Raw genomic sequence first — 15,815 nt, 5'->3', positions numbered from 1 at the left:
AACGCCATGAACGCTGAACGTCTGACCGAGCTGGAGAAGCTGGATGCAGGGCATGAGTTCTGCGTGCTCGATCCCGAGGTCGATGCACGCAAGAAATGCGCCGCCGCCCAGTGCGCCCGGCTGCGCGCGCTCGATCCCAACGACTACGAGGGACATTACGCCATCGTCAAGGAGCTGTTCGGCTCCGTGGGCGAGGTGGCCAACGTGCTGCCGGGCTTCAACTGCGACAACGGCAAGAACATCCACGTGGGCGAGGACTTCCTAGCCAATTACAACGTCACCATCCTGGACATCGCGCCGGTGAGCATAGGCGACTTCTGCATGATCGGCCCGAACACGCTCATCACGTCGGTGGGGCATCCGCTGTCGCCGGCGGGCCGCCGTCGGAAGCTGGCGACGGGAGAGTCCGTGACCATCGGCGACGACGTGTGGATCGGCGGCAACTGCACCATCCTGCCCGGGGTGACCATCGGCAGCAACGTCGTTGTGGCCGCCGGAGCCGTGGTGGCCAAGGACGTGCCGGACAACTGCGTGGTGGCGGGCGTGCCCGCACGGATCGTGAAGGAGCTGGAAAACGATGTCGAATAAACCAGATACCCTGGTCGGCGCAAGATCGTGCGAATGCGCCGCTACGGGCGTCATGTAAAATTCTTCTTGTCACAAACGGTGGACTAAGGTATCATAATCAACCGCTTCGATAAGAAGCCGCGTTGTGCGGGTGTGGCGGAATTGGCAGACGCGTACGGTTCAGGTCCGTATGGGGGCAACCCCATGAAGGTTCAAGTCCTTTCACCCGCACCATTTGAAATTGAAAGAGCCCCGGAGTCCGGGGCTCTTTTCGTTGTCTCTGCTACCGCGCGCCGCCGCCTCCGCCGAAGCCGCCGCCTCCGCCGCCGGAGAAGCCGCCGCCGAAGCCGCCGCCGCTCGAGAAGTTGCCGCTCGCACCTGAAATCGCAGCCTGTGCGGTGTTCATGGTGTTCGTCACGGATGTGTTCAGCAGATCGCTCGCCGAGGGCATGATCGCACCGCTGGCACCGTGCGTGGGCGCGTACCAGAACCACCACGGCACGTAACCGTAGCCGTACGCCATGCCCGCATCGGGCTCGAACAGCTCGGGCACCCGCGTCTGCAACTCGTGCATGACCTGCTTCGCAATGCCGAACACGTAGGCGTACACCATGAACTCGCCCCACACCTTCACGTCGGTGGGCGGACGTTCGTCGAGCGACGAGAAGTCGCGCAGCCAATTGCGCAACGCCTTGCACTTCGCCACCAGGTTGTTGCCCGCCACGCTGCGGCGCGGCATGTAGTTGCCTATCACACCCAGCGCGATAGCCGTGGGCAGCATGAACACGAGCGGGATGAAGTTCTCCGTCATAACGCCGATGCCCACGCCCGCCAGCGCCACCACGATGGCGAGGGCCACGAGATACCCTTGGTAGCGTTTGCCCTTGGCCTCGAAGAAATCGCAACGGTTGGTTTCGGCCGACAGGATGCCCTGCCATCCTTTCATGGAGCTGACGAAGTCGTCGGGATGGTCTTTGCCATACTGCTGGATGGTGCCGAACCACAGCGAATCGCGTCCACCGGCTATCGTGCCGAACAGCAGTCCGAGCGTCTGGGTGTCTATGGGGTTCGTCATCGTGTCGGCCACGGCAGGCACGCGCGTGAGGTAGTAGTCCTCCACCGTTTCCGTGCCGCCGAACTTCTTGGGCTTCTCGTAGCTGCCGCGGTCGATGCGGATGGCCCCCACGTGCGACAAGTGCATGAGCGTGGCCGTGAAGTCGTCTTGGCTTTCGCGATCCCAACGCCACAGCCGCCCGATAACGGCGGGATGTACACTCGGATCGGGCACGTCGCGCCAATACTCTTCGGTGAAATCGGGCTCGTGCTCCTTCCCGAACCTGAAGTAGGACCACAGCGCCCATGCGATGAGCAGCACGCACACCACGCCGCACCCTATGATGAAGGCCAGCGACAGCACGCGATCGCGGTTGGCCTTGTCGGCCCAGGCCGCTTCTTCGGTGAGCACCTGGTCGAGATGGGTTACGTTCGAATGGAGCTTCGCGGCTTCGGGCGAAAGGTTCGTGAGCCACTCCACAGGGAACACGACGCGCGCCTCGGCGTACTGCCCGGCGTTCACCCGGGGCACCGTGTACGTGATGCTGCCGTCGGCGTTGATGGAAAGCGATCCGTCAAGCGGGCCGTGCCCCCAAGCGCGCACGTTCTCGCCGGGCACCACGTCCGCACCCTGCGGAACCGGCAGCGCCAGCGTCATTGTGACGTTCTCGGACGCCTCCTCCCACTGGTCGGAAACGTATTTCCAAGTCACCTCGCCCACGTCCTTGTACGCCTGCACGCCGTTGACCACGGTGTAGTCCAGCTCTATCACCGCCTTCTCGTCCGACACGTTGAAGAAGGCGTACACTGTGTTCTTCGGCAGGTCGACGGAGTACGCATCCGTGCCGGGACCGCCGGAATCGCGCCAGCTCAGCACGAACGGTACGCTGGGCAGCGTCTCCCACTCCCCCGTCACGTTGCCGCTTGCGTCCACCTGGGCCATGCGCATGGAGTTCACCTTGAGCTCGGCGTTCGCAGGCAGCCCGCTGAACGTCCACCACACGGCCGTGAAGTCGCCGTTGAAGTCGAACGTGCGCTGCTCCACCGCATGCAGCGATCCGTCTGTCTCGGCCTGGGCGGTTATGTCCACCTTCGTCATGTCGTACGATTTGGCGAACGCCGACGAGGGCGACACGGCCAACAGCGCAACCGCCGCGAGAACCGCCGCAGCGAGAATCAGCGCGACGCGGGTCGCAAGGAAGCGCCGGACGGGCGCGACAGCGGCATTATGAGGATCACTCGTGATTTGCACGGTCAATCTCCTTGCAAGTTCGAGGTGGTCACGGTATCATAGCGAATCGCACCTATTATAGCGGAGAAGTGACCGAGAGGCCGAAGGTGCTCGCCTGCTAAGTGAGTATACCCCACAAGGGTATCCAGGGTTCGAATCCCTGCTTCTCCGCCACCTATTTGTCATCTACATCCCCACCGGGGATGTTTTCTTTTTCAGGAGCCACCGCCGGGTTGTAGGCACGCGGGGTTTTCGTGGATCCAAGCCTCATAGGGTGGGATTATCTCGGAAAAGGGCCTGTCCCTCTCGAGTGTCTTACCTTTTCCACGGCGGGGTGAACGGGCGCCGGGGGTGGTCGTCCGGCCGCGTCGTTTTCATGGGCTTCTTCTTCCAGCCAGGGTGGTTCCGCACGAACACGGCGCGGCAGATGCGCGTGATCGCCAGGCCGATGAGCGCGGCGACGAGAAAGCTCAGCCCCAAGTCGAGTATGAGCTCGTTGCCGTCGAGAAGCGCGTACAGGCTCACCAGCGCAAAAACGCCCGAGAGAATCCCCGTCAGCCAGGTGAAGGCCTTGATGAGTATCTCTTTGCCGCGGTTGGGCGAGTAGCGCCACGCCGCCACCAAGTACACGATGGCCGCGACCACGGCCAAAACGATGAGCAGCGGCACGATGCGCGAAAGCCTAGCTATCATCGCCCCGCTCCTTTCAACGCGTTTGCAGCCTTTCCGTTCAACACGACCATCATACCAAAGCTGCGGCGCGCTTTGCCTGCTCGTTCACCGGGCGCTACGTACTCGACACGGTGCGTGCGGGCACATGCGCGTCCATCACATCGCACAGGTCGGCGAACCCGAAGGGCTTCACCACGTAGTCGTCCATGCCGGCTTCGAAGGCGCGCGTCCGATCCTCCACGTAGGCGTTCGCCGTCATGGCAACGATGACCGGCCGGGCACGGCCCTCGCGCTCGCAGGTCTCGTGCAACACGCGGGACGCTTCCAATCCGTTCATGTTCGGCATCTCCACGTCCATGAACACGATGTCGAACCAGCCTTCGGGCACCTCCAGCACGGCTTTAACCGCTTCGGCACCGTCGTGCGCCCACGTGACCTCGGCGCGCGTGCGACCGATGATGTCGCAGGCTATCTCGGCGTTGATGTCGTTGTCCTCGGCCAGCAACACGCGAGCGCCCGAAAAGTCGACGCGCTTCGGAAGCACGGGAGGCTCCCCTTCGGACGTCAACGCCGTGGCGACGTCGGCGGTTTCCAGGCGCAACGGCAGCTCGACGGTGAACTTCGTGCCGCGATGCCGTTCGCTGCTCACTTCGATGGTGCCGCCCATCTGGTCGATGATGCTCTTCGTGATGGACATGCCGAGGCCGGTTCCCTCGATGCCGCGCGTCTCGTCGGTGCGCTCCCGCTCGAACGGATCGAATATGCGGCCGACGAAATCCGCCGTCATGCCTATGCCGTTGTCTTCGATCTCGAACCGGTACAGCACGATTCCGCACGACCCTTGCCCGCCGCACGGAACATTCGGAAAACCGCTGGTGGGAAGCTCGTCGCGCAAGACCATAATCGATTCCCTGCAACGTGCCCGATCCGCCGAAACGCACCCCGGCCTTTCCAAATCCACGCGCAGGCGCACTTTGCCGCCGGGCTCGGTGTACTTCACGGCGTTGCCGATAAGGTTCAACAGCACCTGCTGCACGCGCAGGGCGTCGCCGCGCACGTAAACCCCGGCGACGTTCGCGGCCTCCACGACGAACGAGAGCTGCTTCGTATGCGCCTGCTGCTGCGCGATCACCTCGATGATGGAAATGAGCTCTTCCAAACTGAACGGCTCGTCGCTCAGCATGAGCTGCCCGCTTTCGATCTTGCTCATGTCGAGCACGTCGTTTATCAGGCTGATCAGATGATGCGATGAAAGCGATATCTTCGATAGGCATTCGCTCACCCGCTCCACGTCGTCTACGTGGCGTTCCGCTATCTCCGTCAATCCCACGATGGCCGAGCAGTGCGTGCGGATGTCATGCGACATGCTGGCGAGGAATTGGGATTTGGCCTTGCTCGCGTAACGCGCCGTTTCGAGGGCGGCCTCGAGATTCTTCTGCAACCGGTCGCGCTCGGCATTCCTGCGCCTGACGGTTACCAGGAAAATGGCGAGCACGGCCAGCACGCCGGCCATAAGGACGCTGGCGTACACCGCCGTCTCGGTGCAGGCCTTGACAGCCAGGTCGAACAGCGACGAGAACGACTGGCGCGAGTGGTCGATAACCTCGGCGTTGAGCTCCAGCATGCCGTCGATCAGAGGATCAACCTGCTCGTCGACCGTGTGCTGCACGTCGGCGTCCGCAGAGAGGGGATCGCGGCATTGGGCTATCAAGTGCCGCTGCTCCGCCTTCAACGTATCGTAGCGCTCGACAAGTGCGGCGGCCGCTTCAGGGGAAGACCTGCATTGATCGGCGATAACGGCAAGTGGCTCGGTGATCTCTCGGTCGATGCTTTCGTACTCGGCCTCCACGGCGTCGACGGCCTCGGGCGTTCTCACGTAGGCAAGGCGCTCGGCCAGGGTGCGCAACTGCACCAGATAGGTCTCCGCCTCGCCTGCGGCCACGGTCACCGGGTACGGGTGCGTGTTGATCTCGTCGATCCTGTCGGAGATCGCCTTCATGTTCACCATCATCACCGCATAGAACACCACGAGCAGAACCACGAGAACGACCGTTGTTGCAAACGAGAGCATGCGAGCGTCGAAGGCCTGCGCGACATGTTCGCGACCAAGCCCTCTCACTCTATGGGATACGCGCGTCATAGAACCACTTCCGACCTCTTGTCTGCGGTAAGCGCGCCAAGGCAGGGTCAACCCCGGGCGGGCCCGTCCGCACCGCCGTCCAACGACGATGCGGAGACAGAGTTTTGATTGAAAAGGGGCGCCCGCCGCATGTGTTGGGCGGGCGCTGGATGATCGCTGCTAGAACTGGACCTTTGGAGCGACTTCCGCCCCGGCCTCAGCGTCGAAGCTGTCACGCTGCTTGAAGCCCATCATGCCGGCGAACAGCACGGCCGGAAACGTCTGGATAGCCGTGTTGAACTTCATGACCGTGTCGTTGTAGCTTTGACGCATGTAGCTGATTTTGTCCTCGGTGTTCGACAGCTCGGACTGAAGCTGCTGGAAGTTCGTATTGGCCTTGAGATCGGGGTAGGCTTCGGCCACGGCGAACAGGTTTTTGAGCGCACCGGTCAGAATGCCGTCGGCCTGCATCTTGCCTTCGGGTGTAGGCGCGTTCATCACGGCCGTGCGTGCCTGGGTGACCTCTTCCAACGTGCCGCGCTCGTGCGAGGCGTAACCCTTGACGGTCTCCACCAAGTTCGGAATGAGATCGAGACGGCGTTGCAACTGTACGTCGATCTGCGCCCAGGCGTTGTCCACCATGTTGCGCAGCTTCACCAGGTTGTTGTACAGGCCGATTATCGCGATAACCAGAACAACGACGATGACGAGGATGACGATCAGTGGGATGCTCATAAGTCCTCCTTAGCTATTACGTAACTGGGATTCTATCATCACAAGGCATATAAGAGGAATAAGGAATGGTTTTGTAAATATAACTATCCCACTGGATTTTGGAAAAAACTTTCGAAAGGGTACCGAACGCGGCCCGTCGGCCACCATCCCAACGCCGCATCGTCGGCACGGCGGCTCCCCTGAAGGAGAGCCGCCCAATAGAGCGACCGCCGAAAACGGCTAGCTCGCAGGAACTTCCGCGGCTCGCACGCGTCCGAACGTGGTGGCGTGCGCCCACCATCCACGCATGCGCGCCTGGGCAGCCGCGCGGCCAGCGGCCTCGAACGTGTCGCACAGAGCGAACACTGCGGACCCGCTCCCCGACATGAGCGCCTGCTCCACGTCGGGGCATTCTTCCGCCCAGGCGCGCACGTCGGCAAGCGCAGGCAGCAACGACTCGGAGGCGCCCACCAGGTTGTTGCGCAACGGCACGTCCTGCGCGCGCGTGGCCCCGAGCGCCGCCTCGCGGTCGGCTGGCGAAACCGGCACGGGGCGCTCGTCGAACGCGCGGTACGCAGCCGACGTGGAAACGCCCCCTTCGGGCTTCACCAGCACGACCGGTGAGCCCATGGGCGCGATCTCATGCACGAACGCATCGCCCACCCCGTCGAACACGGCGCATCCGCCATGCAGGAAGAACGGCACGTCGGCACCCAGGCAGCGTGCGGTATCCTCGATGCGGGGATCGTCGGCACGCAGCCCCCACAACCGTGCGGCGCCCACCAGCGCGGCGGCGGCATCGGACGAGCCTCCGCCCAAGCCCGCTTCGGCGGGAATGCGCTTCTCCACGTGAACGGCCATGGTCTCGTCGACGTCTCTTCCCACGGCCTGCGCGAGCAGGCGGATGGCCTTGCTCACGATGTTGTCCTCGAGCGCTACGTCCAGCGGCGCGAGCCCTTCGGCCAAGCGGCACTCCAGGTCGATGCTCAAACCCGCAGGGCCGGGGCGAGCCGGGAGCAGCTTCATGCGAAGCACGTCGTGCATGGTGAGCGCATGCATGACGCTCAGCGCCTCATGGTACCCATCGTCACGCCGTTCGCCGATGCCCAAAAACAGGTTGACCTTCGCGGGCGCGATGAGCTTCACGGCATCGGGACCGGAGAACGGGGCGACGTCGACCTTCTGGGCCGCGCGCGCCGCGGCCAGCATGTCGACCGCGTGCGGATCGCCCGCGCCCGCAGCGGCTGGCGCGGGCGGCGTCGGCCGCGCGGTGCCCGATAGGCTGTCGAGGCGGTTGTCTTCATTCGATTGCGTCATCGCAGAACTCCGTTCATTTCCTTCTCTTGCGCGCGAAGAACGCCCGCAGCGCATCGGCGCATTCGTCACCCAACACGCCGGAAACCACCTCGAAGTTGTGGTTGAGTCGCTCGTCTTCGTGAATGCGGTACAGCGTGCCCAAGGCACCGGCTTTGGGGTCGGGTGCGCCGAACACGCACCGGTCGATACGCGCCTGATGCATGAGGCCCGCGCACATGATGCACGGCTCCAGCGTCACGTAGACCGTGCACCCCATGAGCCGCCATGCGTCGAGCTCAGCCGACGCCTGCTTCATGGCTAGGAACTCCGCATGCCCGGCCGGATCGCGCGTCGTCTCGCGTAGGTTGCATGCCCGCGCGATCACCCGGGGCTCGGCCAAAGGTCGACGCGTGGCCGGGTCGATGGGCTCGTACACCACCACGGCCCCAATGGGAACCTCGTCCAGCTCGGCGGCGCGCCGCGCTTCCTCCAGCGCCAGGCGCATGTAGTCTTCATCGGTCATACCGTCTATTATATGGTATCCTACCTGTGCATTCGGGAATACGATGCGAAAAGCACCGCACGCGCACGCGCTGCGCGTTCGTTCCGACATGCGCCCATCGATGCGGAGGCGTGGCCGAGTGGTTGAAGGCGGCAGTCTTGAAAACTGTTAAGCCGCAAGGCTTCGTGGGTTCAAATCCTACCGCCTCCGCCATATTTTACCTGATCAAATAAATGATTTTGATTATCAAACTAAATGGCTTTTATGGAAACTTATGTTCGTTTTATACTCTAAAGCCCCTTAAAACTCCCTAAGATGGCACACGATGGCACAGTAATTGGCACCCCGTGGAGTAAGCTCTATTGCTGTGCCATCGTGATGAGTCATCAACTAAATTGCAGCGAACGGACAATATCTTAACGGCACGATGTATTATCGCGCTGCACGATCATCGGCATACTTGGAGAGCGTCTCGAAGCAGCAAAATGTAAAGACCGATTTCCTTGACGCTCTGCTTGGTAAACTCAGAGACGACCGAACTATCTGACTGATTGATGGATCTCTGCACAACGTTGAGTTTTCGCGCTATAGTTTCACAGATTAACCGAGCCGCTCGCAGCCTGTCTGAGCACAGATCATCGATGTCAAAAAACTCTTCGTCTGCCCCTTCAGAGCATTTTTGCGATGCATTTCCACCGTTGAGCACGCTATCGTCTTTCATGTTAAAATGTCCTTACTACAGGCTGTAAGCCTGCTGTTTGTCGGGCATCCCATACGTTTCCTAGGCGCGGGGATGCCCTCTTTTCTGCCCGCACGAACTTCCTCAAAAATCACCTCCAATCACATCTCTCAACCCAATCAGGCAAAGCTCCGCCCACAGCACGAATACGCTGTTTTCAACAGTTTTGTTTTGCCGGAATGCCTCAGCCGGCCCGTGGAATCCCTCTGCTATACTATGCCGCCAGATTTATCATCTGTCAATAAAATTACGATCCGGCTAATCTATCTCCGCAGGTCAAAGATGGTGTTTGCCCAGATGCGCACGAACGGGCGGCACCGGGAAGGAGGGTCGCCGTGGCCATAGAGACGAGACTCGACGAGGTCATGGCCGAGCGCGGGGTCAAGCTGATAGACCTCGCCGAGCGGGTCGGCCTCACGAACGCCAATTTGTCCCATATCAAGACCGGCAAGATCCGCGCGATACGCTTCGCCACGCTCGACGCGCTGTGCGAGGAGCTGGACTGCCAGCCTGGCGACATCCTCGTGAGGGTGCCGGACGACTGACGATTGGGCGAGAATGGCGCCGTGCAGGGAACGCCGCCGAGGGACCTCCCTATCGACGAGGACGGTGTTTGGAAAATGGAGGACAAGCGAGAAGCGAGCAGGGCGATATCCGTGGCGGCCGACACGCTGGACGGGCTGGCCTACATAATGGACCTCGTGTACGAGGACATGCAGGGCGCAGCCGACATGCGCGACGTGTCGAGCGTCGTGTACATTGCGCGCAACATGCTCGTCGACCTCACTTCCGCGTTGGACAAGGCCGACGCGGCCCTCGACGGGATAGACGAGGGCTAGGCGCAAGGGCCGCATCGCGCGATGCGGCCCCGTCCGAAACTGGGGCGGCCGCTAGGACGCCCTGCCGCGAACGGCCATCGAGTACGACATCGTGACCGTCGCCGCCTCCGGCAAGGCGGTTCGGTACACCTGGTAGTACCCGGATCTGGTCGAGGTGTTCGGCTGGATCGAATGGGCGAAGGCCTCGCACAGGCCGCCCTCGACCCCGAGAAGGGAGAAGGTCTCGCAAGGCGGCTCCGAGAAGGGGAACGGGTAGTCGAGCAGTCCGGAGCAGTACCCGGCACTCGCCGCGTAGCCCTGCGGGTAGAAGCTCGACGGCGACCAGGCGTCCATCGGGACGTCGTAGCTACGGCGTATCCAGCACTCGGCCGTCCCGCTCGCGTACTTTTTGTAGCTCCACGGCCCGTACGTGCCCGACTCGACCACCCAGTCGGCCAGCTTCCCGTGGACGCCGAATGTCGAAATGTTGAAGTCGCGAGCCTTCACGGCGAAGCTCTCCCCTGTGAAGCCGAACCCGAGGTCTGCGGGCCAGTCGTGCTCCTCGTCCCATCCCGTGAAGACGAAGTACCCGGGGGCGTTCATGACGTGCATGCCGCTGTGGGACTTCACGACGTCTATCGGGGAGCCTGCGGCCATCGCCGCCCACTCGCTCCCCGCGAGCGCCTCCGCTCCCTCCACCGGCTCCACGTCGAGCGCGGCCAGCGGGGCCGCCTCCGAGCCGTCCGGCTCTTCGGCCACCGCCACGCTCGGAACCAGAGCTGCAGCGCCCGCAGCCGCCGCTGCCGCCAGGAACCCCTTGCGCGTCATATCGTTTCCCATCGCTGCTCCCTCCAGACGTTGAACATTACCGATCCGGTCTGTATTATACGCCCGTAAGCCAAGGCGAAGGGAGACGGCGGTGGGCGCGTACCTCGTGTACAGGGGCGACAGCAGGGTTGAGGGCGGCATGGCCGTGCTCGCCGGCAGGCGCTACCTGGTGGAGATCGTGGAAGGCGACCGGCTGTCGCTCGAGGTGGAGGTGGGCGACGGCGAGCGCACCTGCAGGATGTCCTACGGCGGCCTGTCGACGTTCATGGCCGACTGGGAGAGGCCGCGCCCCAGCGCCGACGCGGCGTCGCTGTCTCCCGCCATACCGTTCAACTGACTCACCTGTGCCGCCACGCCTCCCGCCGCTCGTCCTTGGTCGGCACGTGCACGATGCCGTGCAGGCAGTCGAGCAGCACTGCCAGCGCGACGACGGCGAGCACGGCCCGCGCCACCAAGACGGCCATCGCTAGAACGACTCGAATCCCGGATCGTCCTCGCCGACCGCCTGCAGAAGGCGGCTCGCCCAGGGGGCGTCGGGCTCCCCGAGCGCGATGCACGGGATGTCGCGGCCGCAGCAGGCGCGGTGGACCATGTTGAGGGCGGTCACCTCGTCGGGGTGGTGCAGGTAGTGGATTCGCTGGCCGTCGAACCAGCACAGCTTGCCCAGTCCGTTGGGCTGGATGATGCATTGCATGGTTGCCTCCGTATCGTATGCGGGCGCATGTCCGTCCGCCTTGTGGTTGTAGGCCAGTATCCCGTCCCACGGGTAGTCGTAGTACGAGCGCACGCGGCTCTCGCGGCCCGTCTGGTCGCCCACCTGCCCGCCCGTGATGGTGCCGTACTCGTTGATCGAAAACTCGCTCAGCATGTCCGGCTCGGCCGACTGGCACATGGCCGTGTGGTCGCGCTCGTTGAGGTAGATATCGCCGCGCTGCGCGATGTAGCCGTCCCCCATGGGACGCCAGTCGAACAGCCCGGAGGCGACGAACACGCGGCGCATGTCGCCGGTGTAGGTCGCCCCGTCCAGGCTGCCCTCCCACGGCGTGCCCCGGAGCGCCTGCCGCCAGCAGTCGATGACGCTGCTCGAGCAGTCGCGGTCTCCCTGCCCCACCGAGTACGTCTCGCCGTCGATGTCCAGCGAGCAGACGCCCTCCCCGTCGCCCCAGCGGCCCGGCCCCTGCGTGTAGCCGTGCCATCCGTGCTCGCAGAGGTGCGCGTGGAGCAGGGCCGCCACCTCGCTAGGCGTCGCCATGCTCGCCTTCCATGACCGCCGCCGCCTCTTCGGGCGTCATCGCCCTGGGCTCGGTCGGCTCCATGCGCTCCGCCTCCGGCCATGTCTCGGCCACCAGCTCTTCCAAAGTCTTAGCGTCCATCTCCGCCCCCCTTCAGGCTGTCCAGGTACGCCTGAGCGTCCTGGGCGGCCTTGGTGACGTTGTTGTTGCTCCACCAGCTCCACGCGTAGCACGCCGTGGCCAGCACGCAGGTAACGCCGATGTACAGCGCGTCCGCGTCCAGCGCCAGGCCGCATCCGGCCGCGACCGACGCCGCCAGGCTGCACGCGAGGCGCGCGATCGCGATGACGCGCTCGGTTGTCCAATTGCCCTTCTCCATGTCCGATCCTCTCTACTGATTGACTATCACCTGGTGCACCTCGTGCATCTCCTTGGCCATGTCCCGGCTCCTGTCCTTGCTGTCCGACAGCGTGGCGTTGAGCGTGGTCATCTGGGCCTCCACGCCGGCCATGACGGCGTTGGTCTGCTGCTGCACCTGCGTGGCGTGCTCGTACTGCTCGAGCCACCGGCCCTCCAGCTTGGCGCGCTCCCGGTCGCGCTCGTCCATGCGCGCCGACTCCTCGGCCTTGCGCTGCTCGCGCGCCGCCTCGATGTCGAGGCGCTTGTCGCGGTTGTCGGCGTAGAGCGGCATGGCCTTGGCGGCCACCCATGCCGCGACCGCTATGGTTCCGAGCGCCAGGATGTACTCGGGGCCTGCGTGGGCCAGCGACGCGCCTATCGCCGCCATGAGGTCGTCCATATGCATCACCCCCTCTCTGCCAGCGCCCAGGGCGCACCCTGCGTCCCAGGCTCCCACACGTTGCCGTCCGCCAGGCTCTCCCATATGTCTCCGTTATGCATGACGCGGTCGCCAGCCGCATAGGCGTCGTGCGCCCCGCCCGGGGCGGCCCACTCGGGCACGTCGCCGGGCGGGGCGATCGCGATCCACAGGGCGGGGACGCTCGGCGGCTCCCAACCGTCCTGCGAGGCGTGCGCCTGCGCGCAGCGGTAGAGGCCGCCGAAGCGCACGACCTGGCCGGCTTCGTAGTTCTCGCCCGCCTCCCACTCCGGGTAGAGTTCGGCCACGCGCAGGGCCGCCTCGTCGGGCAGGCCGGCGCCCATGAGCACGAGCCCCACCGCCATTGCCGTCCGGGCCTCGCGCGCGGCGCGCTCGACCGGCTCTGCGGGGGCCAGGCGCGCCCACGCCCGACCGTCGCCTTCCGGGCCTCGCGCCGCCTCGAACGCCACCGGCACGGACGACTCGTAGGAGTCGCCGTTGGCGTAGGCTATCGAGACGGCCTCGAAGACCTCTCCGACGGGCGGGGCGTCCCCCTCGAACGCCAGGGAGTCGCCGTAGACGGCGGCGGCGTACTCCGCCCCGCCCGCCGCCACGACGGCGGCCATCATCATCTCCTCGTCTACCATGCGCGCCTCCTAAAGCGTCGTGTTGGTGAGCAGGATGCGGTAGTTGATGCGGATGGAGCCCACGCACGATCCCGCCGGGTCGCGCTTGGTGACGCGGATCACCCCGGTCTGGGACGCCTGCGGCGACTCCAGGCTGGCGGCGTTTGCCTCCCAGTGCCCGTTGGTCACGGCCACGTGGATGCTCGGGGACTCGGTCGGCACCTGGGCCGCCGTCGCCCCGAGGATGGAACGCAGGGTGTCGAAGCTCATGAGGTCGCAATGGTAGTCGCCCATCGTCCTCACGACCGTGCCGACGACCTCGACGCGGCCCCCCGGCAGGACGCGGCGGAGGCCGGAGTACCCCGACACGCTGTAGGCGACCCAGTCGCGTCCAGAGAGCATCGCGCCGGCCCTGCCCGTGTCGGCCAGGTACACCGGATTGTTGAGGTCGGCGTTGTTCCACAGCGCGAGCTCGTGGGCGAACAGCAGGGCTCGGGGCTTGTCGGTCGACGCGATGTCGACCCTCGCGCCCTCGGTCTGGATCGATCCCTTGTTGTGCGCCATCACGCTCGCGACCGTGGACGTGGCCACGTCGGCCGCCCCCGAGCTGATGCGCGCGCCTCCGGCCCCCGAGTCGGAGGCCACCGTGAGCGTGTTTCCGCCGTACGACACGCGCGCCCTGCCGCCGCACATCTTGATGACGGCGTTGGCCGCGCCGACCCCCAGCTCGACGGCGGACGCCCCGTAGCTCGCGAGCACCGCCCCCGCCGCGTCGAGCACCTGGAAGGCGGACGCAGCCATGCGCGTGCGGAAGCCGCTCCACTTGCCGCCGGACCTGTTGCCGACGTCCAGGCCGGCGCTCGTGTACTCCAGGTAGCTCGTGGCCGTCTTTGCCGCTTCCTCGGCCGCGTCCTGGGCGGCTTTGGCCTCGTTGTACGCAAGCTTGGCGGCCTCGTAGGAGCTGGACAGGGACACGTCCGAGTACGACCACGTGTTATCCGACAGCACCGTCAGCTCGCACGTGTAGAGGCTGTTGGTGGCGCCCGCGGTGTACGCCGGCTCCGTCGCCGTCCAGCCCGATGGCGGGTTCGCCGTGGGCTTGGCGGGCTTGGCGAGCGTGGAGGACTGCAGCCTGTAGTAGCGCGCGACGCTTGCGACGTCGACGACGACGGCGAGGGTTATGCTGCCGCTGGCCTTGACGGCCATGGCTCAGCCCTCCAGCTTGGCCACGTAGTCGGCCTTGTTGGCGACGTCGCCCGCGTCGATGGTGAGCGTCGTGCCGGTCGCGGTCGCGGACGCGGCGCCGTCCTTGTACCACTTGACCGTCCCCAGGGCGGCGATCTGCGCCGCCGTCAGCTCCGCGCCGCCCTTGTAGACGTGCGCGGTGAGGACGGTGGACACGGACGAGTTCTTGAAGATCGTCCCGTTGCTCGACGTGACCACGAGCGTGAGCGCGTCCGCCCCCGGCGAGCCGGTCGCGCCCGTGGCCCCGGTCTGGCCCTTGTTCGCCTTGGTCCAGGTGAAGAGCTTCGCCAGCTTCTGCCCGTTGCACGAGAGCGTCAGCTCGATCGCGCCCGTGAGCGTGGCCGCAGCTCCGAGCGTCGCGTTCGCGGCCACGTTGAGCACGAGGGAGCCGTCTGCGGACGCGGTGGCGGCGGTGTTGCTCCCGAGCGTCACGCCCGAGGGCAGCGCCGAGTAGGAGGCCGTGCAGGCGGCCCTCGACGTGCCGACGTATCCCGCGAAAGGTATGGTGATCGTGCACGCGGCGGCGACGAGGCCGCCCGCCGTGCACGGGATGGCCTGCGCCTCGTTGCCGCACACGACGCTGGTCGCCGGCATCCCGGGCGCTCCCTGAGCCCCCGTTCCGCCCGCGGCCCCGGCCTTGGCCTTGGACCAGCCGAAGGATCGCGCGAACGTCTTGCCGTTGCACGAGAACGTCAGGGTTATCGTGCCCGAGAGCGCAGCGGCCGAGCCGAGCGCGGAGCCGGCCTCGACCGCCAGCACGAGGGAGCCGTCGGCCGAGTCCGTGGCCGCCGTGTTCGCGCTCACCGAGATTCCGCTCGGGAGCCCGCTCGCCGCGACCGTGCAGGCCGCGCGTGAGGTGCCGACGTACCCGGCGAACGGGATGGTGATCGTGCTCGCCGCCGAGGTCGATCCGGCGGAGGTGCAGGGGATTGACTGCGAGTCGTTGCCGCATACGACCGTCGTGGCCGACGCGCCAGCAGCGCCCTGCGCGCCCGTCGCCCCCTTGAACGCGATGGCGAAGCTGAACTCCTTGACGATCGTCACGTCCCCGATGTGCACGGGGATCCGCACGACGCCGCCCGAGGTCACGCTCCCGCTCACCGCCACCGTGAGCGTCGGCGAGGTCTTGTCCGAGTCCATCGTCACCGTGACACCGGCGGGCTTGGACACCTCGGACAGCACGACGCTCGCGGGCACCTGCTCCGCGCCGCGCATCGCGACGATCTGCGTGGTGACGCTCCCGGCGAGCGCCGCGCTCGTCGATCCGGGGAACGTGTGGGACTCGCTCGTCATGACGACGCCGTAGGCGTCGGTCAGGTCGACGAGCGTTATCTGGGCCGTGCCCAATACCGCCAT

General features: G+C 65.1%; 20 protein-coding genes and 3 tRNA genes. 7 read left to right on the top strand and 16 right to left on the bottom strand.

The genetic code is table 11. The annotated features are described in order from the left end of the window. The first annotated feature begins 6 nt into the window (after nucleotides 1-6). Both HCH03_RS16250 and HCH03_RS01830 read left to right on the top strand, forming a co-directional pair. Nucleotides 7-588: a sugar O-acetyltransferase gene (locus HCH03_RS16250; protein WP_246599455.1), complete on the top strand. Its 582-nt coding sequence runs from the start codon at nucleotides 7-9 to the stop codon at nucleotides 586-588. A 126-nt stretch (nucleotides 589-714) separates the two neighbouring features. After that, nucleotides 715-801, top strand: a tRNA-Leu gene (locus HCH03_RS01830). A 49-nt stretch (nucleotides 802-850) separates the two neighbouring features. Here HCH03_RS01830 and HCH03_RS01825 read toward each other — a convergent pair. Beyond that, nucleotides 851-2,872 (bottom strand): DUF2207 domain-containing protein, encoded by a 2,022-nt coding sequence (locus HCH03_RS01825; protein WP_368042403.1) that lies wholly within the window; start codon nucleotides 2,870-2,872, stop codon nucleotides 851-853. 62 nt (nucleotides 2,873-2,934) lie between these two features. Here HCH03_RS01825 and HCH03_RS01820 point away from each other — a divergent pair. Beyond that, a tRNA-Ser gene (locus HCH03_RS01820) sits at nucleotides 2,935-3,025 on the top strand. 141 nt (nucleotides 3,026-3,166) lie between these two features. Here HCH03_RS01820 and HCH03_RS01815 read toward each other — a convergent pair. The 5 genes from HCH03_RS01815 to HCH03_RS01795 form a co-directional block, all read right to left on the bottom strand. After that, a complete protein-coding gene (locus tag HCH03_RS01815) occupies nucleotides 3,167-3,544 on the bottom strand; it encodes a guanylate cyclase (RefSeq protein ID WP_080144220.1) in 378 nt (125 codons plus the stop codon). A gap of 94 nt (nucleotides 3,545-3,638) precedes the next feature. Further along, a complete protein-coding gene (locus tag HCH03_RS01810) occupies nucleotides 3,639-5,564 on the bottom strand; it encodes a hybrid sensor histidine kinase/response regulator (RefSeq protein ID WP_221688119.1) in 1,926 nt (641 codons plus the stop codon). Between the two features lie 258 nt (nucleotides 5,565-5,822). Next, nucleotides 5,823-6,377: a LemA family protein gene (locus tag HCH03_RS01805; protein WP_080144217.1), complete on the bottom strand. Its 555-nt coding sequence runs from the start codon at nucleotides 6,375-6,377 to the stop codon at nucleotides 5,823-5,825. 219 nt (nucleotides 6,378-6,596) lie between these two features. Further along, entirely contained in the window at nucleotides 6,597-7,673 is a 1,077-nt protein-coding gene (gene ispE, locus HCH03_RS01800) for a 4-(cytidine 5'-diphospho)-2-C-methyl-D-erythritol kinase (protein ID WP_246599454.1), read from the bottom strand. 13 nt (nucleotides 7,674-7,686) lie between these two features. Continuing rightward, on the bottom strand, nucleotides 7,687-8,175 hold the full coding sequence (locus HCH03_RS01795; RefSeq protein ID WP_221688118.1) for a nucleoside deaminase: 489 nt from the start codon (nucleotides 8,173-8,175) through the stop codon (nucleotides 7,687-7,689). A 104-nt stretch (nucleotides 8,176-8,279) separates the two neighbouring features. Between HCH03_RS01795 and HCH03_RS01790 the strand changes: the two genes are divergently transcribed. Then, nucleotides 8,280-8,367, top strand: a tRNA-Ser gene (locus tag HCH03_RS01790). 235 nt (nucleotides 8,368-8,602) lie between these two features. Here the strand turns inward: HCH03_RS01790 and HCH03_RS01785 are convergent. Beyond that, nucleotides 8,603-8,875, bottom strand: a complete 273-nt coding sequence (locus HCH03_RS01785) for a hypothetical protein (protein WP_221688117.1) — start codon at nucleotides 8,873-8,875, stop codon at nucleotides 8,603-8,605. A gap of 353 nt (nucleotides 8,876-9,228) precedes the next feature. Between HCH03_RS01785 and HCH03_RS01780 the strand changes: the two genes are divergently transcribed. Further along, entirely contained in the window at nucleotides 9,229-9,438 is a 210-nt protein-coding gene (locus tag HCH03_RS01780; protein WP_368042402.1) for a helix-turn-helix domain-containing protein, read from the top strand. 75 nt (nucleotides 9,439-9,513) lie between these two features. Beyond that, the gene (locus tag HCH03_RS01775; protein ID WP_221688116.1) at nucleotides 9,514-9,732 is read left to right on the top strand and encodes a hypothetical protein; all 219 of its coding nucleotides are present in this window, start codon (nucleotides 9,514-9,516) and stop codon (nucleotides 9,730-9,732) included. Nucleotides 9,733-9,783: 51 nt separating this feature from the next. Here HCH03_RS01775 and HCH03_RS01770 read toward each other — a convergent pair whose 3' ends face one another. Further along, nucleotides 9,784-10,551 (bottom strand): hypothetical protein, encoded by a 768-nt coding sequence (locus tag HCH03_RS01770; RefSeq protein ID WP_221688115.1) that lies wholly within the window; start codon nucleotides 10,549-10,551, stop codon nucleotides 9,784-9,786. A gap of 79 nt (nucleotides 10,552-10,630) precedes the next feature. On the opposite strand from HCH03_RS01770, the gene HCH03_RS01765 reads away from it, so the two are divergent. Then, nucleotides 10,631-10,876 carry a hypothetical protein gene (locus tag HCH03_RS01765; protein WP_221688114.1) on the top strand — a complete coding sequence of 82 codons (246 nt, stop codon included), beginning with the start codon at nucleotides 10,631-10,633 and terminating at the stop codon, nucleotides 10,874-10,876. A gap of 1 nt (nucleotide 10,877) precedes the next feature. Here HCH03_RS01765 and HCH03_RS16545 read toward each other — a convergent pair whose 3' ends face one another. Genes HCH03_RS16545 through HCH03_RS01735 form a run of 8 tightly spaced genes read right to left on the bottom strand, consistent with a single transcriptional unit; the run spans nucleotide 10,878 to nucleotide 15,815 of the window. Next, complete coding sequence (locus tag HCH03_RS16545) at nucleotides 10,878-11,003, bottom strand: hypothetical protein (RefSeq protein WP_281421040.1); 126 nt, start codon at nucleotides 11,001-11,003, stop codon at nucleotides 10,878-10,880. A gap of 2 nt (nucleotides 11,004-11,005) precedes the next feature. Then, a complete protein-coding gene (locus HCH03_RS01760; RefSeq protein WP_221688113.1) occupies nucleotides 11,006-11,791 on the bottom strand; it encodes a hypothetical protein in 786 nt (261 codons plus the stop codon). Next, nucleotides 11,778-11,912 carry a hypothetical protein gene (locus HCH03_RS16540; protein ID WP_281421039.1) on the bottom strand — a complete coding sequence of 45 codons (135 nt, stop codon included), beginning with the start codon at nucleotides 11,910-11,912 and terminating at the stop codon, nucleotides 11,778-11,780. The genes HCH03_RS01760 and HCH03_RS16540 overlap by 14 nt, the downstream gene beginning before the upstream one ends. Continuing rightward, a complete protein-coding gene (locus HCH03_RS01755) occupies nucleotides 11,902-12,150 on the bottom strand; it encodes a phage holin (protein WP_221688112.1) in 249 nt (82 codons plus the stop codon). Before HCH03_RS01755 ends, HCH03_RS16540 begins: the two co-directional genes overlap by 11 nt. 12 nt (nucleotides 12,151-12,162) lie before the next feature. Beyond that, entirely contained in the window at nucleotides 12,163-12,570 is a 408-nt protein-coding gene (locus HCH03_RS01750; RefSeq protein WP_221688111.1) for a hypothetical protein, read from the bottom strand. Between the two features lie 5 nt (nucleotides 12,571-12,575). Then, nucleotides 12,576-13,235: a carbohydrate-binding protein gene (locus HCH03_RS01745; protein WP_221688110.1), complete on the bottom strand. Its 660-nt coding sequence runs from the start codon at nucleotides 13,233-13,235 to the stop codon at nucleotides 12,576-12,578. Nucleotides 13,236-13,244: 9 nt separating this feature from the next. Continuing rightward, nucleotides 13,245-14,420 (bottom strand): hypothetical protein, encoded by a 1,176-nt coding sequence (locus HCH03_RS01740; protein WP_221688109.1) that lies wholly within the window; start codon nucleotides 14,418-14,420, stop codon nucleotides 13,245-13,247. A 3-nt stretch (nucleotides 14,421-14,423) separates the two neighbouring features. After that, complete coding sequence (locus HCH03_RS01735; RefSeq protein WP_221688108.1) at nucleotides 14,424-15,815, bottom strand: hypothetical protein; 1,392 nt, start codon at nucleotides 15,813-15,815, stop codon at nucleotides 14,424-14,426.

It is taken from the genome of Gordonibacter massiliensis (ex Traore et al. 2017), from assembly GCF_019731765.1.
GTDB classification, from domain to species: domain Bacteria; phylum Actinomycetota; class Coriobacteriia; order Coriobacteriales; family Eggerthellaceae; genus Gordonibacter; species Gordonibacter massiliensis.
This window is presented reverse-complemented; position numbering and strand designations above follow the sequence as displayed.